This is a genomic window from Bifidobacterium sp. JNUCC 75 (assembly GCF_054819865.1).
Genome location: NZ_JBTHIF010000001.1, coordinates 56,318 through 77,612, shown reverse-complemented (window position 1 = coordinate 77,612; position 21,295 = coordinate 56,318). Strand labels below are relative to the sequence as shown.

The 21,295-nt window shown below is 55.6% G+C and carries 17 protein-coding genes; 9 read left to right on the top strand and 8 right to left on the bottom strand.

The window, feature by feature from the left end; all coding sequences use genetic code 11:
• Window positions 1-328: 328 nt before the first annotated feature.
• Window positions 329-625, bottom strand: coding sequence for a hypothetical protein (locus tag ACVWNW_RS00315; RefSeq protein WP_454482398.1), 297 nt, complete (start codon window positions 623-625; stop codon window positions 329-331).
• A gap of 1,288 nt (window positions 626-1,913) precedes the next feature.
• A complete protein-coding gene (locus tag ACVWNW_RS00310) occupies window positions 1,914-2,909 on the bottom strand; it encodes a N(4)-(beta-N-acetylglucosaminyl)-L-asparaginase (protein WP_454482396.1) in 996 nt (331 codons plus the stop codon).
• A gap of 852 nt (window positions 2,910-3,761) precedes the next feature.
• Between ACVWNW_RS00310 and ACVWNW_RS00305 the strand changes: the two genes are divergently transcribed.
• Complete coding sequence (locus tag ACVWNW_RS00305) at window positions 3,762-4,790, top strand: alpha-L-fucosidase (protein WP_454482394.1); 1,029 nt, start codon at window positions 3,762-3,764, stop codon at window positions 4,788-4,790.
• Between the two features lie 246 nt (window positions 4,791-5,036).
• On the opposite strand, the gene ACVWNW_RS00300 is transcribed toward ACVWNW_RS00305, so the two are convergent.
• Complete coding sequence (locus ACVWNW_RS00300; protein ID WP_454482392.1) at window positions 5,037-5,861, bottom strand: oxidoreductase; 825 nt, start codon at window positions 5,859-5,861, stop codon at window positions 5,037-5,039.
• A 715-nt stretch (window positions 5,862-6,576) separates the two neighbouring features.
• On the opposite strand from ACVWNW_RS00300, the gene ACVWNW_RS00295 reads away from it, so the two are divergent.
• Together ACVWNW_RS00295 and ACVWNW_RS00290 are read left to right on the top strand one after the other, a co-directional pair.
• Window positions 6,577-7,746 carry an aminotransferase class I/II-fold pyridoxal phosphate-dependent enzyme gene (locus ACVWNW_RS00295; RefSeq protein WP_313840464.1) on the top strand — a complete coding sequence of 390 codons (1,170 nt, stop codon included), beginning with the start codon at window positions 6,577-6,579 and terminating at the stop codon, window positions 7,744-7,746.
• A 68-nt stretch (window positions 7,747-7,814) separates the two neighbouring features.
• Entirely contained in the window at window positions 7,815-8,807 is a 993-nt protein-coding gene (locus ACVWNW_RS00290; RefSeq protein WP_046322991.1) for a D-2-hydroxyacid dehydrogenase, read from the top strand.
• Window positions 8,808-8,845: 38 nt separating this feature from the next.
• Here ACVWNW_RS00290 and ACVWNW_RS00285 read toward each other — a convergent pair whose 3' ends face one another.
• Window positions 8,846-9,436, bottom strand: a complete 591-nt coding sequence (locus ACVWNW_RS00285; RefSeq protein WP_015021927.1) for a xanthine phosphoribosyltransferase — start codon at window positions 9,434-9,436, stop codon at window positions 8,846-8,848.
• A gap of 246 nt (window positions 9,437-9,682) precedes the next feature.
• On the opposite strand from ACVWNW_RS00285, the gene ACVWNW_RS00280 reads away from it, so the two are divergent.
• Both ACVWNW_RS00280 and ACVWNW_RS00275 read left to right on the top strand, forming a co-directional pair.
• A complete protein-coding gene (locus ACVWNW_RS00280) occupies window positions 9,683-9,976 on the top strand; it encodes a hypothetical protein (protein ID WP_144177176.1) in 294 nt (97 codons plus the stop codon).
• A 192-nt stretch (window positions 9,977-10,168) separates the two neighbouring features.
• Entirely contained in the window at window positions 10,169-12,703 is a 2,535-nt protein-coding gene (locus ACVWNW_RS00275; protein ID WP_454482389.1) for a UvrD-helicase domain-containing protein, read from the top strand.
• Window positions 12,704-12,730: 27 nt separating this feature from the next.
• Here ACVWNW_RS00275 and ACVWNW_RS00270 read toward each other — a convergent pair whose 3' ends face one another.
• The gene (locus ACVWNW_RS00270) at window positions 12,731-13,384 is read right to left on the bottom strand and encodes a response regulator transcription factor (protein WP_144177174.1); all 654 of its coding nucleotides are present in this window, start codon (window positions 13,382-13,384) and stop codon (window positions 12,731-12,733) included.
• Window positions 13,381-14,268 (bottom strand): sensor histidine kinase, encoded by an 888-nt coding sequence (locus ACVWNW_RS00265; protein WP_454482387.1) that lies wholly within the window; start codon window positions 14,266-14,268, stop codon window positions 13,381-13,383. The genes ACVWNW_RS00270 and ACVWNW_RS00265 overlap by 4 nt, the downstream gene beginning before the upstream one ends.
• A gap of 554 nt (window positions 14,269-14,822) precedes the next feature.
• On the opposite strand from ACVWNW_RS00265, the gene ACVWNW_RS00260 reads away from it, so the two are divergent.
• The 4 genes from ACVWNW_RS00260 (at window position 14,823) to ACVWNW_RS00245 (ending at window position 19,054) form a co-directional block, all read left to right on the top strand.
• A complete protein-coding gene (locus ACVWNW_RS00260) occupies window positions 14,823-15,779 on the top strand; it encodes an ABC transporter ATP-binding protein (protein ID WP_110425311.1) in 957 nt (318 codons plus the stop codon).
• A gap of 41 nt (window positions 15,780-15,820) precedes the next feature.
• A complete protein-coding gene (locus ACVWNW_RS00255) occupies window positions 15,821-17,014 on the top strand; it encodes an ABC transporter permease (RefSeq protein ID WP_144177171.1) in 1,194 nt (397 codons plus the stop codon).
• Window positions 17,001-18,338: an ABC transporter permease gene (locus ACVWNW_RS00250; protein WP_454482384.1), complete on the top strand. Its 1,338-nt coding sequence runs from the start codon at window positions 17,001-17,003 to the stop codon at window positions 18,336-18,338. The genes ACVWNW_RS00255 and ACVWNW_RS00250 overlap by 14 nt, the downstream gene beginning before the upstream one ends.
• A gap of 143 nt (window positions 18,339-18,481) precedes the next feature.
• Window positions 18,482-19,054, top strand: a complete 573-nt coding sequence (locus ACVWNW_RS00245; protein WP_144177169.1) for an NAD(P)H-dependent oxidoreductase — start codon at window positions 18,482-18,484, stop codon at window positions 19,052-19,054.
• 116 nt (window positions 19,055-19,170) lie between these two features.
• On the opposite strand, the gene ACVWNW_RS00240 is transcribed toward ACVWNW_RS00245, so the two are convergent.
• Window positions 19,171-20,448, bottom strand: coding sequence for an MFS transporter (locus ACVWNW_RS00240; protein ID WP_144177168.1), 1,278 nt, complete (start codon window positions 20,446-20,448; stop codon window positions 19,171-19,173).
• Window positions 20,445-21,131: a TetR/AcrR family transcriptional regulator gene (locus ACVWNW_RS00235; protein WP_144177167.1), complete on the bottom strand. Its 687-nt coding sequence runs from the start codon at window positions 21,129-21,131 to the stop codon at window positions 20,445-20,447. Before ACVWNW_RS00235 ends, ACVWNW_RS00240 begins: the two co-directional genes overlap by 4 nt.
• Window positions 21,132-21,295: the final 164 nt, after the last annotated feature.

Here is a 21,295-nt window from a genome sequence, read left to right as displayed (position 1 = left end):
ATTATTTGATGGGCAAAGTTTTAACGAAGTAGTCCAAGACACGTCTGACCGAGATTTTCAGCAATCCACGCAGGCATTGCGGGAAGCACCATCAGCAATCATCAAGACCAGAGTATGGCCACACTGGTCTTACATCCGGTAAAGGGGAAGTCGGTTCATTGCCACATAGCAACGGAGAAAGTGGCAAGCATTATTTTGCTGGGGGAGAAGGTGTAGCTAAACAAAACAGTCCCAATCATGGTGAGCCCGATGTGTAGTAAATTAGATGACTCCGAGGCATACCCATATGTCCAGTATGTCCTGTTCGCTTGAATGGGACGGATGGGACTCACGGAATATTGCGATCGGTGTCCAGCAGACTCTTGATGCCTGTTCCATTCGCATTGCGTTCGATTCGGGAAGTTCTCGCTGTCACTTTGGCAAGGTACACGGCTGATTTCAGACTTAGACTCGGCTCTGCGCGCCTGAGTTCACGGATAAACACGACTTGATCCTTGCTAGGATCTATTTCCTCAGAAGTGGCGATGCTTTGAGCCCATTTCACTGCCGCAGCCATCGGGTCTTTGCAGTCAGCAAATATCATCGTGACTTCGATCCTCGGATTGTTGTCATTGGTCAAGCTCATGGCTTTTCCTCTCAAAGTACCTGGTGCTCATTTTCTGGCCGCTGAAGTGATGACCACTTCTAGCATACAGTCGCGAGAGTCCGTCGTCACAGGAGCCGCCGAAACCCCAATGCAGAACTGACCTCACTCAACTGTGGGGGCGGTAAAGAATGAGACAATTGACGGTGTCGGCGAGAGCACCGGAGCGGTATCAAAATCCCTAAGCGTGAGTTCCGCAGGGGAGGCATAGGCCTAAGACTCTCGGCGTTCAATGAAGTGGTTGACATATTCGGTTCCTTCCGATTAATGCCAACGTTCTTGTTTTACTAATTTGTTTGCTCATGTTGATTCAGGGGTCAGCAACCGTTAGCGATATTAGAAACAATGGATCCCGTGATATTCGACACAGCTACACCACAAGCTACGGAGGGCTTCCCGATAAGAGACAGAATCGCTGGCGTAGCTGACGTAGATTCTGGAGCATCTATTTCAGAAAGTGCTGGGAGGTCATATGGGGTAGCATACGTCAGGTACCCTGAGATGAGTGATTTCGTAGTCATCTGCATGTAAGCAAACATTCCTGTAGATTGGGTCGTAATGCAGGCTTACATTTATGGATACGCAAACGAGGCGGCCCATTACTATCTGCAATAAAACGGAGAGAATTATCAGATAAAAATTCAAATTCAAATGCTCAGTACAACAGCGTCGCCTGCGACTTAATTTCATAACAATTATATAACAACAGCATGCTGTCTAAACAGACCTCTGATTTCCATATGCGAGCATAAACGGGCTGGTCGATTGCATCGAAGGCGAATTCAGGTTCGTCGGGGGGACACCGACGGAGGTCATGCCGCCGTACAGTACACATTCTCAGTGGTGTGGTCTCTTTGCCTTTCCTTAAAAGGCAAAATATTGGGAATTTTGATCCACATAAATTTAAACTTACAATCCTCATTATTCAATGTACGCTTGTACCCGACTAATCCCCTTTTTGATTTCCTTCCTTACCTACCTGACAATCTGCGGTAAATAGATTGACGTATAAAAAATTGCTTCACTTATTGTTTGATTGGTAATGTCCCCATTGAGGAACATGATTATACCTCTAGAGGTGCATCTATTTGACTGTCCCTCTGAATTGTTTGCCGGGCGCTTGCCCAAGGGGCAAGGGTCCGGCAGTGAGCACCTAGTTAAGTGAGGATACAGTTAAGGGGTTTTAAGGCGTACAGCCGGCCTTGATTGAGGGCGTTCTGTATTCTGACAATTATTTCGGTGTAGCTCATCTTGCATGTTTTTGTAACGTTCATTTGATGGGTGCCTTGAGCGAGCGTTTATATTCCTGCAGCCATTCCTTAGTCACTGGTTCGATTCGTGTTCTGCCCTTACCGTCCGGATTGGCCATGAGTATGCGTATCTGCTGGCCTTTCTTGGCTGTGCAGAAGGTGAATTCCACGTTGGTGGCGACCCCCCAATCCCCTCTCTTGTTGAGGGCGATCAGAGAGATCTCGCCGGCCTTGCCGTAGCGGTTCCTCAGGAGGTCGTCGAATTCGTAGACTGCAGAATCGCAGGCTTCCTGCGGGGTCAATCCGCTTCCCATCAGGGCGACGATACGATAGGAGAGGCATCCTTTCATGATGTCTTCCCCCAGCCCGGTGGCGGCAGCTCCTCCGATGGCGCTGTCCACGTAGAAGCCCGAGCCGGGCAGGGGTGAATCGCCCACTCTGCCCGGCTCCTTCATAAAGAGACCTGATGTCGATGTGCCAACAGCCATCGAACCCTGCATATCCAAGGTGATGGCCCCGACCGTATCGTGCCCTCGATAAGGGCTGGCAGACTCCGGTGTTGTGGTCTTGGCAGCCTCCAGCTCCCAACGTCTTCTAGCTCTGTCCGTCAGCATATTGCGCATTTCGAATCCGCTGACCTGGGCGTAGCGAGTCGCTCCCTGTCCAACCAGAAAGCTGCTGGTATGGCGTCGACTCAGTTGCCTTGCCACGGATATGGGGTGGAGTACATGCTGGATGCCGGCCACTGCGCCCAAGGCCATGCTGTTCCCGTCCATGAAAGCAGCATCCATCTCCATCTCGCCTTCCCGGTTCGGCAAGGCGCCATAACCGACGGAGGTGTAATCCGGGTTGGCCTCAACTTCTTGAATCAGCCTCTCGACAGCATCGCCCGACTGGCCGCCCTCTTCAAGACCGGAACTGGACTTGACCATACCTTCATAGGCCATCCGCCAGGTAGCAATAGATGCCCAAGTGGACTGATCGTGACTGGCTTTCTGCGGGGATGAATCACTCATTTCCTTGTTTCTTTCTGTCGGTATGGTTGTTCGGCTCTTCCTGACCGGAACACGAATGCAGTTAGTGTGCCGGTCCTCAGCCGATCGTCGAATGACCAAGCTGATGGACCGTGCTCTTGAGGGCTAACTGTCAGTAGCGGGCTTGCCTTGCTCGCATGCAGACAGCAATGATGTCCTCTATCCTATTCTTGTCTGTTAATGACAGTTACTAAAGATACTTCTTGTTTTGTAGAATGTCATGTTTGTGCTCTTAATCGTTTGTCAGATATCAGTTTTGCATACATGCCATTAAGTCGCTTTAAAGACCGGATACTAATAATATGCTCGTTAATCGCCCTATGGCAGATCTTGATAATTCATAGTGGCATGAAGTCTCTGGCATGTATGATTCTGAATTGGGTATATACTGTTAACAAAATAGTACCTATCGAAGTATTCATGACCAAGATGGTTCATGGAATCCGGTTGTTTTGCAGTATATGAGTGAAGCAATCGCTCTCCATCACGAATGGGGAACGTGCTGACAGTTCCGAGGAAGGAACCTTCATGGGGTCAAAAGAGGTACAGTGAACAGCAGTCCACCGATTTTGATGCTAGGCACCTTATCTACGTCATTTGAAGGCTTTGCAGCCAATACCACCGGGATCCTCAGCTCCCTGGTCGCTCGTTACTTCTTTCCAGGTTTCGGTCAGGGTACTTGGCAGGAAAGATCCAGGTTTCATGATCATGTGTACAGGAGTCCGCTATGTGCGTATGGCTCTTTATGATACTTTCGTTGTCAAGAAGGGCAAGCTGACCATCTGAGGTCCGGTTCAAACAATTCGTGTTAATCAGCAGAAACAGAGGTAAGTAATGAGCGATACCGTGGAATGGTTCAAGCAAGCCAAGTATGGAATGATGATTCACTGGGGTCTCTATTCGCTCCTGGGAGGGGAGTACCAGGGAAAGTCGTCAAGCAACTACGCGGAGTGGATCCAATCCAAGCTCCAGATTCCCAACAAGGAGTACGAACGCCTGACCCAGGCCTTCAATCCCATCTACTTCGATGCCGATGCCATAGTCGATCTTGCAAAGCGTTGCGGCATGCAGTATCTGGTCGTCACAGCAAAGCACCACGACGGCTTCGCCATGTACCGATCCCTGGTAGATGCTTACAACGTCTATGACGCGACACCATTTCACCGGGATGTAATTGGCGAGTTGTCCCTGGCCTGCCGCAAGGCTGGCCTGCGATTTGGCCTTTACTATTCTCAAGATTTGGATTGGCATGAACCGGATGGCGGCGGATACCTCTCAAATGACATCGAGACGGCGGGCACCACCTGGGACAACAGCTGGGACTTTGTGGGGGAGAAGAACTACGACCGTGCGTTCAAGCACAAGATCATGCCGCAGATCGAAGAGATCATGAGCAACTACGGGGAAATATCGGTCGCCTGGTTCGACATGCCCATGACTCTCAGCGACGAGCAGAGCCAGACCATCTACGATACGGTCAAGCGCCTACAGCCGGACTGCCTGATTAATTCCAGACTTGGCAACGGTCGCTACGACTATGTCTCTTTGGGAGACAACGAGATCCCTGAGGATTCGGATGCCAGCGCCAAAGCCTCCTCGGAGGAAGATGTCGATTACAATTCCGTCGAAGGATTCAAACCCTCAAAGCTCGGCCTTTATGAGACCGCCGGAACCATCAACGATTCCTGGGGATTCTCCTACCATGACCAGAACTGGAAGAGCCCGAAGACCATTCACGATTACAAGGCCCATCTGAACAAGTACGGCATCAACTATCTGCTCAATGTTGGTCTGGATGGACTGGGACGAGTCCCCATGGCGGCAGAGCAGGCGCTCCTAGGAGCTCAAGCTCTAGAGGCTTGAGGAGTCGGAATTCTGCCAATTGGCGAGGGACTCTGTGGTAAGGATGCTGATTCTGTCCTACGGTATCCCTTGCTGACTGTCTGCTTCATTTTGCATAGCTTGGCGGCTTTCAAAAGCGAGCTTTTTGTATTCAGCAGCAGTGAATCTAAGAAGCTGTGGACCGGTTCATCTGAATGAACATGCCCTAAATGCCGTTATTCCTTTGAAACTCGACGGTGGGGTATCGTTTGATACCTTTTTTATTGTCTACAAGTCCTTAGCATGGACCATCAGATAGTCCCATACACGGGTGGGGAGCAGGGCATGAAGGGCGACCAGAGGCTTGGCGCCGAAGCCCAGAAGGTAACGTGGACGGGGATGGCGTACTGTCGAGGCACGTACGATGGTCTTGGCGATGGTTGATGGTTGGGTCAAATGCCTGCTGGAGTATAGTTTGCGCAACCCGGCGGCAGCTTGGGATCCTGACTTTTGATAGGCATTCTTGCGTGTGACTGTCTGGAGATGTTCGGCGGCTATTGCGCCCCAGTTGGTGGCGATTGCCCCCGGCTCGATCAGGACCACGTCGATGCCGAAGGGATGCATTTCCATGCGCAAAGCATCACTGAAGGCTTCGAGAGCGTATTTGGTGGCATGGTACCAGGCGCCCATATAGGTGACCATCCGGCCTGCCATGGATGATGTGTTCACGATCCGGCCGAGTCTGGCTCGGCGCATGGCGGGCAGTACCAGCTGGGTTAAGCGGGCAAGGCCGAAGAGGTTGACCTCGAATTGTCGTCGGACCTCTTCGATGGGGACCTGTTCGACCGGGCCATAGGAGCCATATCCGGCGTTGTTGATCAGCAGGTCGACGCGTTTTTCCTTCTGCAGAATTCGTGCGACAGCCTTCTCAATGGATGCAGAATCAGTCAGGTCCATCTGCACAGCCGTCACCCCCTTGTCGCCAAGCGGCTCCAGCCGTTGAACGCGTCGTCCTGCTGCATACACTCGGTATCCATGCTCTGCGAGCATTCGAGCGGTTTCATACCCAATGCCGCTGGTGGCCCCTGTGACCAGTGCAACTCGAATGGTCATTTCCTCACCCCTTTTGGCCGACACATCCAAGAATTCTGTCTCTTGCCTGTCTTTGAGGCAAAGTATATGACAGAGATCTCAATGCAGGGACGCAACAGTCGGATAAGGCGAATCTCGCGTCCGAGTTTGGTAGTGCGACACAACTTTGACAAGACTTTTACCCGAATTCGTTCTTGCCGAGCATAGCTTACAGACCGTAGTGAAGCGATAGGACCCAGGATGCAAACGACCAATGCTTCGGTACGGGATGAGCTTGTATGGGAAGGGGTATCTGAATGTGTTGATTACGGATTCGCAGGCTGCGGCTTGCGAGAGACTCCCAAGGGAGCCTTAAGATAAATCTCTGAAATTTCGAGATTAGTCTGGTCTGTCTTGTCATAGGCACGTTTATTTTGGATGCTTATCGCGTCCGCAAAATGCAAGCGTCTGGTCAAATAATGGTCGCGTTTATAAGATTGCTGAAACTTCGCTGTACGCTTACTTTAATGCTGATTGTAGATTCCGCAGGAGGTTTCAGCATGCAGGGCACACGATTTACCTATTGGTGGCACGGATTCGATCTGTGACGCCGCGTGCCTTGTAGGAACGGTTGCACGGATCGGAACCCACCGGCCCTGCAGTCGTCGACAGCATTTCCCGTGCATCGTCACCGCATAGTCGGTAGGACAGCACCAGCGACAATGGTTGTAGTAACCGCATGGGAAAGGACAAGCCAATGACATTGGCGGATCATATGAATGCCAGGGTCAAAGCTCTGGCACCGAGCGACATTCTCGAGTTCAACAAGGAGATTGCCGGAATAGACGGCATTGTGAAATTGACCTTGGGGGAGCCTGACTTCTTCACCCCTGAGCATGTCAAGCAGGCGGGTATCGAGGCCATTCAAAACAATCACAGTCATTACACCGAGAGCCGCGGTATGCCCAGTCTGCGTAAGGCAGCTGCCGACTATCTTCAGGCCAAGTACGGGCTGGACTACAACCCTGACAGCCAGATTGTGATTACGGCCGGTGCCACCGGGGGTATCTTCTCGGGCCTTACCGCCATGATCAACCCGGGTGATACGGTCATTCTGCCCACGCCCATCTTCCCGCTTTACATCCCCATCGCCCAGCTGAGCGGCGCCAAAACCGTCTTCGTGGATACCTCCGAGGACGGCTTCATTCTCAAGCCGGACAAACTGGAGGCCGCCGTCGAAAACAGCGAGGGTCCGGTCAAAGCCCTGGTGCTCAACTATCCCACCAACCCCACCGGCGTGACCTATGCCCGCGAGGATCTGGAGGCTCTGGCCCAGGTGGCGCGCAAGCACGGCTTCTTCGTGCTCAGCGATGAGATCTACGCCGAGCTGACCTACCAGGGTACTCACGTGTCCATGGGCACTATCCTGCCCGAGCAGACAGTTGTTCTTGGCGGGGTTTCCAAGTCCCATGCCATGACTGGATGGCGGGTCGGCATCGCAGCTGGCCCCGCCGACGTGATTGATCAGATCAGCAAGGTCAACGAGTTCACTATTACATCGGTGACCACCAACGCCCAGTATGCGGCCCAGGAGGCTCTGACCAAGGGTATAAATGACACGGACCCGATGCGCGAAGCATATCGTAAACGGCGGGACTATCTGGTCAAGGCCCTGCCTGAGGTCGGGCTGGACGTCATTGATCCCAAGGGCGCCTTCTATATCTTCGCCCGGCTGCCCGAGGGCATGCGCGACAGCTGGAGCTTCGTCTATGACCTGGCTCGCAAGGCCAAGGTGGCGGTAATCCCCGGGGCAAGCTTTGGGCCCGGGGGTGAGGGCTACGTCCGCATCTCCTACGCGGCTTCCATGGAGGACCTGCACACTGCCGTGGAGCGGATCGGCGACTATATGCGTCAGAATCGCGGATGACTCATCTGGCGATTCATCCGACAGCCGGCAAAAACCATCAATGAAGACAGTTACCAAGGACAGGAAAAATGACCAGCATTCTTATGTATTCAGTACGTCCCGACGAGCAGGAGGCCATTCAGGCCTGGGCGCAAGCCAATGACATTCAAGTGGATACCACTGACCACGATCTGGGGATGAACACTGTTGACATGATCAAGGGATACGACGGAATCGTCATCCAGCAGCACGCGGCCCTGCCCGAGCCTGAGCTCTACCAGCGGCTCAAGGAGTATGGTCTCAAGCAACTGACCCTGCGAATCACCGGGTATGACATCGTCAACCTGCAGGCCGCTCGGGAGAACGGGTTGGTCGTCACCAACGTACCTGCCTACTCGCCCCGGTCGGTCTCCGAACTGGTTCTGGCCCAGGTCATGCGTCTGGTTCGGCATCTGGGGGAGGCCAGCGCTCGCGAGGCCAAGGATGACTATACCTGGGATGGACTTCAGGCCCATGAGATCCACAACCTGACCGTGGGGATCATCGGAGCCGGCAAGATCGGATCGGCCGTGGCCAGAATCTTCCGGGCGCTGGGCTCCACCGTCATCGCCAACGATCCGGTTCATCGCCCCGAGCTGGCGGACACACTTGATTACGTGGATTTGCCCACCCTTTTGAAACGGGCCGACATCGTCACCGTTCATACGCCGCTGGACGAGACCACCCATCATTTGATCAACGCGCAGGCCCTGGAAGCCATGAAGCCCTCGGCCTTCCTGATCAACGCCGCCCGAGGCCCTATTGTGGACACCCCGGCCCTGATTGAGGCCCTGCAGACCAAGTCCATCGCTGGTGCCGCCATCGACACCATCGAAGGGGAGGCCGGCATCTTCGAAAAGGATCTGAGCGGAACCAAGGTCGATAATCAGGCCCTGGAGACCCTCAAGGCCATGCCCAATGTGGAGGTCTCGCCTCATATCGGCTTCTACACCGATGCCGCCGTGACTGCCATGGTCAACATCTCCCTGAACGACGTGAAGACCATTCTGGAGGGCGGCACCAGCGAGCATCAGGTGGACTGAGCTATTGTTTATGCGAACCGGACCAGGCGCCGACCTGCTCAGGCAGGATTGTGAGCAAAGGTGATGGTGCCCTGGTCCGGGTCCATGCTTTCCACGATGGCCAGGGACTTGAGGTTGTAGCCCTCTTTGCGCAGGGTGCGACCGCCCTCCTGGAAGCCCTTCTCCACGGCGATGCCGATGCCCTCGATGACGACCTTGGCATCATGGCAGATGTCGATCAGACCGTGCAGGGCGTTGCCCTTGGCCAAAAAGTCGTCAAGGATCAGCACGTGCTCGCCCTCCTTGAGGAAGCGCTTGGCCACGATGACGGGGTATTCACGCTGCTTGGTGAAGGAGTAGATGCGGGCCGTGTACTGGTCGCCGTCAAGGTTGATGGACTGGGTCTTCTTGGCGAATACCACCGGCACGTCGCCGAAGTGACGGGCGGCCAGGCAGGCGATGCCGATGCCGGATGCCTCGATGGTCAGAATCTTGTCGATCTGGTGTCCAGCGAACAGGCGGGCCCATTCAGCGCCCATGTGGTCGAAGAGCCGCACGTCGCACTGATGGTTGAGGAAGGCGTCCACCTTGAGTACATTGCCAGGCTTGACCGTGCCCTGGCGGCGGATTCGCTCCTCAAGTTCCTGCATGTCATCGTCCTTGTCGTCATGAATGCGGGGCCCCTATGGTCCCGACGGATAGACACCAAGATAACCCGGTTCTGGGACTGTGGTCCGGCTGTCCTGATCCGTCAGGTTCACCGCCAGCGGATTGGAGTGTCTTCCTGGCGTGTCAGCCCGTCAATCCGCGGATTCAAGGCCCTGACTGTTACAGTGAAAATTGACCGCAATGGTCACGCATCGTCGCGATGCGTTAAAGGACCTAAGGAGGACCATATGGGGATTCTGGATGATGCAAAGGATGCCATGAAGTCTGCCGGCGAGAAGATTTCCGACGTCGCAGGCGATGTAAAAGACACCGTTATGGACAAGGCATCCGATGCCAAGGACGCCGTTGCCGACAAGATGGGCGATGCAAAGGACGCTGCCCAGGACAAGTTGGGTGACGTCAAGGACGCCGCCTCCGACAAGATGGACCAGGCCAAGGCCGATGCAAAGGTCGGCAAGGCCAAGGCTGAGCAGGGCGCCACTGAGGCTGTCAACAACGCCAAGGATCAAGTGCGCAACTGACTGGGTCATCTCGGCTTCCCCGACTAAACCCCGTCCGCTTTCCCTATCCGAAGCGGGCGGGGTCTTTTATGTCTGCTGGCTAACCCGTGAGCCAAGGTCGATGACACCGCTTTGTGGTAGAAATAGTTGGTTGCCGGGTGTGCGCCATCCGGCCTGTGACGGTGACCGAGACCAGATGGCAAGAGGTGGCTTGTGAACGAGGAACCGGACTTGATCCAGCGCAGCGCCAAGGAGCTGCTCAAGGGGCTCAACGATCGGCAGGCCGAGGCAGTGCAATACCAGGGGCAGGCCCTGCTGATCGGAGCAGGCGCAGGCTCGGGCAAGACAAGGGTGCTGACCCGCAGAATCGCCTGGATTCTCAGTCAGTTTGGCGCCTGGCCCAGTCAGATTCTGGCCATCACCTTCACCAACAAGGCGGCCTCCGAGATGCGCGAACGTCTGCGTAGGTTGATTGGGCCTGTGGCCGACCGCATGTGGGTGTCTACCTTCCATTCAGCCTGCGTGCGTATTCTGAGGCGAGATGGCAAGGAGATCGGCTTACGGTCGGGCTTCACCATCTATGACACAGCCGATTCCGAGCGCCTGATCAAGCTGATCGGCAAGGATCTCAACATTAATCTGAAGCGCTACACCCCAAGAAACATTCTGAGCCACATATCTGACTACAAGAACAACCTGCAGGATTGGCGCACGCAGCTGCAGGAGTACGCCCCCGACTACCGGCCCGGTCAGCGCGGCCAGCAGATCACCGCCCGCTTCGGCAACGAGGAGGAGCTCTACTCCGTAATCTACGCCGAGTATGAGCATCGGCTGGCTCAGGCCAATGCTGTCGATTTCGACGATCTGATCGTACGTACGGTCCAGTTGCTCCAACAATCCCCGATGGTGGCGCAGTACTACCATCATCGTTTCCGCTACGTGCTGGTGGACGAGTACCAGGACACCAACCATGCCCAGTATGTGCTCATGCGCGAGCTGGCCGGCGCCGATGCTGACAAGCAGGATCCCGCCTGGATCACCGTGGTGGGGGATTCGGACCAGTCCATCTATGCCTTCCGAGGGGCTGATATCAGCAACATCAGGGACTTCGAGAAGGATTTCCCCGGAGCCCGGACCATCCTCCTGGAGCAGAATTATCGTTCCACCCAGACCATTCTGGATGCGGCCAACGCCATCATCGTCAAGAATGAGGGGCGCAAGCCCAAGAAACTCTGGACTGCCTTGGGCAAGGGAGAGCCCATCGTGGGCTACGCAGCCGACAATGCCCAGCAGGAGGCAGCCTGGATTGCCACCGAGATTGCCAGGCTACGAAGCGAGGAAGGCATTCCATACTCCGACATGGCCATCATGTACCGGGCCAACGCCCAGTCCCGCGCCCTGGAAGAGGGATTGATCAATGCCGGCCTGCCTTATCAGCTGGTGGGTGGGACCCGCTTCTATGAGCGCAAGGAGATCAAGGACGCACTGGCCTATCTGCACGCCATCGCCAATCCCCAGGACGACGTGAACATGCGGCGGATACTCAACGTGCCCAAGCGGGGCCTGGCCGCACGTGCCGAGGCAGCGGCGACCTCCTATGCGGATCTGCATCAGGTCTCCTTCTGGGAGGGGGTGCAACATATAGAGGAGGTGCCCGGGGCTTCCACGCTGATGGTCAAGCGGATGAAGGCCTTCAGGGATCTGATCACCTCCCTGACCGGCTTTGCCGCAGAGCACGATACCAAGCCGTCTCAGATCGTCGAGAAGGTTCTGGAGGAGTCCGGCATGCTGGATGAGCTTCGCAAGTCGGTTGACCCGCAGGATGCCTCCCGGCTTGAGAACCTTGGCCAGTTGCAGTCCGTGGCCGCCGAATTTGAACAGAAGACTCCTGACGCTACCTTGGCAGGTTTCCTGGAGACCACAGCACTGGTGGCCGACTCGGACCAGCTGCCAGGCCTGGGCGACGACTCAGGCAAGGTGACGCTGATGACCCTACACACGGCCAAGGGCCTGGAGTATCCTGTGGTCTTCCTGACCGGTATGGAGCAGGGAACCTTCCCGCACTCCCGCTGTCTGGAAGATGCCGATGAGATGCAGGAAGAGCGTCGGCTGGCCTATGTGGGCGTGACTCGTGCCAAGCGGCGTCTCTACCTGACCCGGGCGGCCGTCCGCTCTCAGTGGGGGCAGGTCAATGAGATGCTACCCAGCCAGTTCCTGGACGACATCCCTGACGAGTTAATCGACTGGAAGCGTCGACAGGCAGGAAACGAGCGGATGCGCGCAGGTTGGGACCTGGGTGATGACGAGGACGAATTCGGTGGTTTCGAGGATGAAAGCGATGGCCGTGCATTCGGTCATCGTTCATTCGGCGGCTTTGGCTCCGGATCCGGGTTTGGCTCTTCCCGCAGTGGGTATGGGCGATCGCGAACCTCCTCACAGCGTTCGTTTGGATCATCAGGGTACGGCTCTCGCGGCTCCTCCTCAAGAAATGGAAGAGTCACGACCAGACGAAGCACAACAAGCTCATCGTCAACCTCACACGCTGGCAGGGCCTCAGCCCAACCCAAGTCGAACGGCCTGTCCATTCAGGATTTCTCCCTGGGAGACAGGGTGGCCCATGACCAGTATGGCCTGGGCAAGGTGGTCGACATTCAGGACAAGGGTCACAACTCGGTCCTGACCGTGGACTTCGGTTCCGAGGGGACCAAGAGGCTGATGCTGCGCTTGGCACCAATCGAAAAGCTCTGAACGATCGAGACTCCAAAAGCTGTATGCTCACGACTCTTGCGAGGACAGCCATTCCACGGCGAGTTGGGTGCGGTTGGCCAGGTTGGTCTTGGCCAGGATGGCTGAGATGTGATTGCGGACGGTGCCCTCGCTGAGATAGAGCCGCCTGGCGATGGCCTGATTATCGAGGCCATCGGCCACGAGAGCGACGATTTCACGTTCGCGGTCAGTCAGTGTTTGGAAGCGTCTGGGGCGAGGGTCGGCTGGATCTTTTTGCGTCTGCTCCTCTTGCTTGCCGAGTGACAGATTAGCCACTGCTTCAGCTCCAAGAACCGTCTGTCCCGCCATGACGGCTTGCAGGGCCGGCACCACAGAAGCCACGTCCTGCTTGATTACATAGCCCTTGGCACCCAAGGCCAAGGCACGGGAAATATACTCCTTGTCCGCAAAGGTGGTCAGAAAGAGCACTCGTGCAGTCGAATCCATGGCGATGATGCGCTCCGCCGCCTCCAGGCCATCCATGCCAGGCATCTGCACATCAAGCAGCAGCACGTCAGGCCTGCCACCAGCGGCCTGGTAACAATCCAGGGTTGACTGACCGTCATTGGCAGTCCAGAGCACGTCTGCAGCGCCGGTTGCCGTCAAAATTGTTGACAGGGACGAGCAGACGATCGGATCGTCATCAGCGATAGCGACTTTCATGCCATTACCTTCCTATCCTCTACGTGCTCAGTTGCACTGCGGTTGAACCAGGGCTCCTTTGGCAAGGATACGAAGACCTTCCATCCTTTTTGGTTGGGTCCACTGTTGGCTGTGCCGCCCAGGGCTCTGGCCCTGGCCTCTATATCGGCCAGCCCCATGCCGCGCTGGAGCTCTGGTTTCTTATGACGCGAGCTGTCAGGTTGCGAGTGCTGAATTCCGCCGTCGTCTTGAACCACCATCTGCCAGAAGGCCGGTAGGTCGCGCAGAATGACCTGTGCCGACTTGGCTGAAGAGTGGCGGACCGTATTGGTAAGGGCCTCACGAACAATGCTGGCCAGGCAACGGCACACCGGTGCAGGCGCTGTCTTAATGCCGTTGTTCAGATCGACCTGTAGCCGCCCCATAGAAGCCTCGGAGCTGGCATCCTCCATCTGGGATGCGAAGTCGGTGCCCTCATCCTCCAAGTCATGCACCGAACGACGAATTGTGGTCATTGCTTCGTCTAAAGTCTTTCCGACACTATCAATGACTTGCTCGGTACTCTGATCGCCTTTGCTCTGAGCAACCACCCGGCCAGCCTGGGTCTGCATGATGGCTCGAGTGAGTAGGTGGCCTACATTGTCATGAATATCTCGGGCAATCCGGGTCCGCTCGGTTAAGTGTGCCATCCGGGTCGCCTGGGCCCGCTCCTCGTCCAGGTCGTTGATGCGGCCATGCAGTTGGCGGATCCTGTAGCGCTCGGTGTCTTCAATCTGCCATACACGACCCTTAGCTACGGCCAAGTGCGCGCACGTCAGTCCGCCGCCTTGCGCCAGTGCTGAGGTCAATAAAGCCAGCAGGGCATAGCGTTGGGGGAGGCCTCTGAACTGTATGAGGTCGGCCATGCCAGGTACCAGCCAAAAGAATGCCGGCAGCAAGGCTAAGAGCAGCCTGGGCCAGACCAGTCTAGAGTCCTCGGTCTGGGGGACTTTCATACCGACTGACCTGGTAGCCGGGACCATGCTTCCGAGTCCGACCCCCGCCTCAAAGGCCAAAGCTGGCAAGAAGAAAAGCCAGTCTGGTATAAACGTTGCCAAAAGCGACACCAGAGCGCCACCCCACATGGAACCCGGCGCTGGCAACAGCCATTCGCACAGGGCTCCTGCGGCTACTGAGGCCAAGAGGCCTGCGATCAGGATTCCTGAAATCTCTGAACCATACCATGATCCGCATAAGGTCCCCAGACCAAGCAGAATCAGCCAGCCAGCTATCCTGCCCATGAATGTCTCCTCGCCCAGTTGCCCTATTGTCTCAAATAGTAATTGGCGGGCTACCCGTTCCTGAGCCTATCCGAAGGCAGGACTACCCATGACAAATGTCATAGGTCTGATTTGAGCATCCACAACATTGATGACGGCTGTCATGGTGTTGGGCCAGTTGTAGCTGGGATGATGGAATCATGAACAGTTCACGTGAGCAAGAGCCGGCCTTGAAGGTCAATGCATTGGTGAAGCGCTACGGTGACATGGTGGCCTTGGACCACTTCGACATGGAAGTCAATCGAGGCGAAGTTTTCGGACTGCTTGGTCCCAATGGTTCAGGCAAGTCAACCGCCATCAACTGCATACTGGCCCTGCTCAGCTTTGAATCGGGGACGGTTCGGATATTCGGGCAGGAGATGACCCCGACCTCCTATGACCTCAAAAGTCATATCGGCGTGGTTCCACAGAATGTGGCTGTTTTCAACGAACTGAACGTGCAGGAGAACATCGACTATTTTTGCTCCCTCTATGTGCCCAAGAAGGCCGACCGCAAGGATCTGGTTGAGCAGGCTATTGACTTCGTGGGGCTGGGTGACTTCCGCAGGTTCCGTCCCGGCAAGCTGTCGGGCGGTCTGCTGCGCAGGCTCAACATCGCCTGTGGCATCGCCCATCAGCCCGACCTCATCTTCTTTGACGAGCCCACCGTCGCCGTGGATCCCCAGAGCCGCAACGCCATCCTGGAAGGCATCGAGCGGCTGAACGCCCAGGGGGCAACCGTAGTTTACACCAGCCATTACATGGAGGAGGTGGAGCAGATTTGCACGCGCATCATGATCATGGACCACGGCCGACAGATTGCCCTAGGCACTGCTGAGGAGCTCAAGGGCATGGTCCAGGCCGGTGAGCAGGTCACTGTCGAGACACTGGATTTGAAGGAGTCTACACTGGCCAAGATCCGTGCTCTGCCTCTGGCCCAGTCCGTCGATTATGACGGCAAGGAATTGGTTATCCACTGTCGGCAGGGCGAGCACAACTTGCAGGATGTGCTGACGGTCCTGGAATCCACCCAGACCAGCTACGGCCACCTGACCAGCCGTCCGCCATCCCTGAACGACGTGTTTCTGGAACTGACCGGCAAGGAATTGCGCGACTGAGCGCGGTCCCTAGGCTCAATTGCCGTAAGGAGCACATATCTATGTGGAACTCATTCCTGATCAACGTCAAGACCTCGATACGCAATACCTCCTCCCTCTTCTGGGTACTGGCCTTTCCAGTCATATTGGCCGCTCTGATGCTGGGCATCATGGGCAACCTCCAGGACGGTTACACTGCCGAGGCGCAACATTTCGCCATAGTCTCTGACGCCAACTGGAAAGCCAGCCTGGGCGCTGACGAATTGGTTTCATCACTATCGAAGAAACCCAAGGCCGGGTCCGATGACACTCAGCTGCTTATCCCGACGACAGTGACTTCCAGGGCCGAAGCAGACACACGTCTGGATAGTCAGAAGGACATCGGCTACCTGTACGCGGGTTCTGACGGACGGGTCAACATGGTCCTGTCCGATCGTGAAGCCGCCAACATCCAATCCGACTCAACTGCCTCAGAAGGCATAACGGTCTCTATTCTCTCCGCCTCGCTAGTCAGCTTCAATCAGGCCAACTCGGTAAGCTCAACCTTGGCCTTGCCAAATACTCAAATACTGCTGCAATCCGGCCGACAGACCTACACTAAGCAAATCCGTCTGACCCATATCAATCCTTCGATGACCGCACCTTACTTCTTTGCCGTGCTCGCTATGGCCTGCCTTATCGGCGCCAGCACCGCAGCAGAGATGATTGCCAGGACTCAGCCCAACCTTTCAGCCTTGGGAGCCCGACGGGCCAGTTCTCCCAGCCCCGAGTGGCAGCAGGCAGCGGGCGCCTTCTTGGCCTCCTGGCTCTTCTCCGCAGTCAGCCTTCTGGTTGCCTACATTTTCGTCCGCACAGTCTGCGGCGTGCAAACCGGTGGTCGTGACCCGATAGCCCTCATGGCCATCGCCGTGGGCACCTTTATGGCTACCGCTTTCGGCTCTATGATGGGAGCAATCCCTAAACTGTCCACCGAAACGAAGGTTGGCCTGGTCATAGGCATTGACTGCACGCTGAGTGCCTTTATCGGCCTCTACGGCAGCCTGGCTATGGACCTTAATAACGCCATCCAGGAGCATGCTCCGATCCTCCACCTGATCAACCCTGTCAAGCAGGTCTCCAACCTCTTCTACGACATCGTCTACTACGACAGCCTGGCACCCTTTGCCCGCACCTGCGGCATCCTGGCTATCATGGCCGCCGTCTTCCTAGCCATTTGCGGTCTGTTCCTAAGGAAACAACGTTATGAATACTTGTAAAACAGCACTGCGCGTCATCTGGGCGCATAAGTTCTATCTCCTCTTGTATCTGGTGGGCATGAGCCTCATCATGATTGTCATCGGTTCCACGAACATGCAGGCCGCGGTACGTGCCAATGCCTCAAGCTCGGTTGGTCGCTTTGAACCCGCGAAGGCGAAAATAGTCGTTATTAACAGGGACCACGGCAACCAGGTTGGTTGTGAGCTGGGCCAAGGTCTGGAGCGGTATCTGAGCAAGTCGGCCCAACTGGTGACAGTTGAAGATAGACCCCAGGCCCTGCAGGATGCCAACGTATCCGGCAAAAGCGATTTGACTGTCATCATTCCAGCGGGATATGGCCAACGCTTTCTTGATGCGCTTGAAGATACTGCCGCCCAAGCTCACAGCGGTAGCAAAGCTCTTAATTTCCCTAAAGTTGAAACAGCTGCCTCCTATAATTCCAGCCGCGGCAGTTTGGCACAACTGCAGGTGGACAGTTATTTCGATGCTCTTCGTACTGCTCTGCTGTCAGATCTGGGCCAAAACGGTCCCATGGAGCTGCATTCGTCTGCAGCGATCAAGGATGCGGCTGCCTATGCAGTATCGCACTATGCCAGCAACCAGCCACATGTGGGCATCCATGCCAGCCCAAAGGATGATGACCATGGCGCCCTCTTGGAAGGTTTCGCCACCACCGTCGGCCTGGCTGCCTTTCCCTTGATGACAGCGCTGACGGTCTGTGTTGCTACGCTTTTCGGAGCCTTCAGCTCTCCAGACCGACATCGACGCCTGCTTGCCTCTCCAATGCGTTCAAGTAGCCTGAACGGACAGGAGCTCACGGCAGCCCTCATCCTCGCAGGCTTCTCCTGGATATATTACGTGGCACTCGTCGCCTTCAGCATGGCGGCGTCAGGGGTGTCTTTGGCTTCGCTTGGCTGGGGGAGGGTGCTGCTGAGCTTTTTCGTCATGCTGATATTCGCTGTGTCGGCGGCCTCCTTTGGATTCATGCTTGCTCAGTTCAATCCTTCCTCTTCTCTCATAAACTCGGTAGGGGTCATCTTCGGCTTGGTGGTTATGTTCACCTCCGGGTCAAGTTCGGGAGGCCCCCTGCCTCCGGTCATGCAGACCATCGGCAAATTGACTCCTGGCTGGTGGTACAACACCGCTCTCCAATCAATCATGGATTCACGTGCAGCAGGTCTGACCTCTTGGGGTCTTCCGCTGATCGTGGTTGCCCTGTTCGCTCTGGCCTATGCCTGTGTCGGTCTCATGGTCTCACGCCTCACCCGCACCCGCGCCACCCTGGTCGCTCCTGTCAGTTCCGACCCCAGTATGATCGGGTAGTTTTCCTGCATTCATATCATCTTTCTGTCAACAGTTTTGCTTATGATAATCTATCAAATATTAAATTATTTTAGATAATAGAGTCGGCAGAGGTTTTCGATAGCGCCTAAACCAGATGCAGCATAACTGAAGAAGTAAACGATATGAACATACTCGTTATTCAAGGATCACCCTATGAAGGTAGTTTCAGCCATACCAACGCCCAGGCTTATGCACAAGCTGCCCGGCGTAAAGGCCACACGGTCGAAATGATCGACCTCAGCCAGGAAGACTTCGACCCGGTGCTTCGCTACGGCTATGTCAAGCACATGGAAGACGAATCAGCACCTAAGCGTTATCAAAGCATGGTCGCCCGAGCCGATCATCTGGTCTTTGTCTTCCCCATTTGGTGGGCAGGTGAACCGGCCATCCTCAAGGGCTGGTTAGATAGGGTACTCACGCCACAATTTGCATACCGGTATGAAAGCAGCCTTAAATCGGAGGGGCTGCTCAGAGGCAAGACGGCGCAAATTATCAGCAGCAGCCATGGGCCGGCCTTCGTCTCCAAGATGTATGGCTCAACCGTGACCCGATGGAAGTACTCCATCCTGAAATTCTGCGGTATCAAATTCACCGGGGCCAGCATTCTGGGCCGCATAGACTCGAAGGTTGATACACCTGAACGCCGCGAAGCCTTCACTCAGAAGATTTGCAAGACAGTACCCTCAACAAAGTAAGGCCTGTCAGCCTTATTGAGATGCTTATGTGTCTACGTCGCTAAGTAATGGACCTTTGGTCGCCAATGTCGAAAAGCGCCGGCGCGGCATTCAAAAAAGGGCATATGCCATGCCATTTATTCGTCCGGATTCATGGCAAGCCTGGCAATCACACATGTCAGCAGTGTCACCGTGACCACCCCAGCGATGATCAGGGTCATGGGGCAGTGGTCGATCAGCGGGCCGAAGGCGGCCTGTCCCAGTGGAATCGCGCACATGCATAGGCTGTTGGTCAGTCCTATCACCTTGCCTATCAGTCCTACAGGGGTATGAATCTGCTCATAGGAAAGGGAGGTGATGTTGACCGTCTGCACCACTCCCGCAGCCAGAGCCATGCACCCGGTGACCAGGGCGAAGAGGACACGAGTAGGCAAATGCAGAAGCAGCCCTGCGGCAATGGGCAGGAGGACCAGGGCGCTGCCCGAAAGCAGCATGGGTATCCGTTGCAGATAGAACCAGGTTGGGCGGATGGACACCAAGATGGCTCCAAGCAGGCTCCCGCAGGCCAGTATTCCTTCGGCCAGCCCCTGCATGGCATTGTTCAGACCCAGCGCACGAGTGACCATATATGGTAGTGCCACGTTGACGTAGGAGGCAAAGATCAAGTTGGCCGCCAGACTGAGTCCTATGACCACTTTGAGGTTGCCATGCCGGACCAGAAATTGTGCCGCAGCTTTGGTGTCCGCGACCAGATGGCTCACCAGTGCCCTCGGACCTTGGGAGGTGCCCTGTGCTGGTTCGGGAATCCTGACCGCAATTCTGATCCAGACGGCAGAAAGAAGACATACCAAGGCAGCAACCCCGACTACTTGCACGATTCCGAAGAAGCCCATGACCATGCCGGCCAATACTGGTCCGATCATTCCTACGAGGGAGATCGCCTGGGACACCAGGGCCGATGCGCGGGTTAGGTCTTTTCTGTCTACCAGGCAGTGGAGGGCTGCTTGCACCGTTGGGCTGTAACAGGCCCTATAGGCATTGACCAGCATCATGCAGGCCACGGTCAAAAAAACCGGGTCGATCTTGCGGCTGATCAGGATGTACAAGAGTGCTGTCAATGCCGACAGAACGTCCAGGACTGCCATGGTGGACTGCTTGTGCAACCGGTCGGCCAGAGCTCCGCCCAGGGGGGTCAGGAGAATGGATGGAAGGACTGCCAGAGCGGATGCCATGCCATAAAGTGATGCCGATCCTGAGATGTTGAGCAGGTGAAGTGGGAGGGCGAAGACCAAGCATGTTTGCCCTAGATTAGATAGAATCTCAGTCGTCAGAAGAGCAATGAATGGCAGTGTCAGCAGCCCCTTGCCCTTGGAGTGGCCCATGTTTGAGGTTTGGTCGCTAGCGGGCGGGTTCATATACTGCCTTCGCTTTCAGTCTTTCCCTTGTTGTTGCCTTTGGTGTCGGTACCGAAGGATGCCAGCGAGTCGGAGAATCCCTGGTCTTGCAGGGGGATACCCAAGCTTTGCATGATCGTGAAGAAACAGGCGGCTCTGGTGCGTAGTTCAGCCTGCGTACCACGGCGAAAGAAAGGCAGCAGCCACATGTTGGCCAGCAAGCGGAGAATCTCCGCGGCTTGTTTGACGTGGTCCACGTGCAGTGAGCCGTCCTGATTGCCTTGTTTCAAGAGATCGACAAAGTCGTCCCGCTCGTCCACCATGGCGGTGAATTCCATGCCGATCATCTTGGGATTAGCCTTTGGATTGAATTTGCGGAACATCAGCTCCGCGGCCTCCAGTCTCTTTTGCGCTCGCCCGGGGGAGAAGAGCGACTGCAGCTGCTCCAATGCCGTGCCTTGTTCCGTCCGGGGTCGGGTCTTGTCGGTTGTCTCGCTCATGGTCCTCATCAACCTATCGGCCACGGCATCAAAGAGGTCTTCCTTGGACTGGAAGTGATGGTAGACGGCTCCCTTGCTCAAGCCTCCGGTCGCATCGATGATGTCCTGCATGCTGGTTTTGTCGTAGCCCCGGCTGGTGAAGAGCCCGGTTGCGGCTTTGATGATTCGTTCCTGCGTCAGCTCAGGGTGTGCGTTGCGGGCCATGGTCGTTTTCCTTTCAGGTCGATGATGATGAGCCGTCGTCGATTGGATGGTGAGGCTGCCATTCCTGCGTCAATTTCATACCGACCGTTGGTATGAATATATCACAACACTCTCCTCTGGCAGGTCAGGCACATGTGGTTTAATAAACACTTGGTTTGCGCATT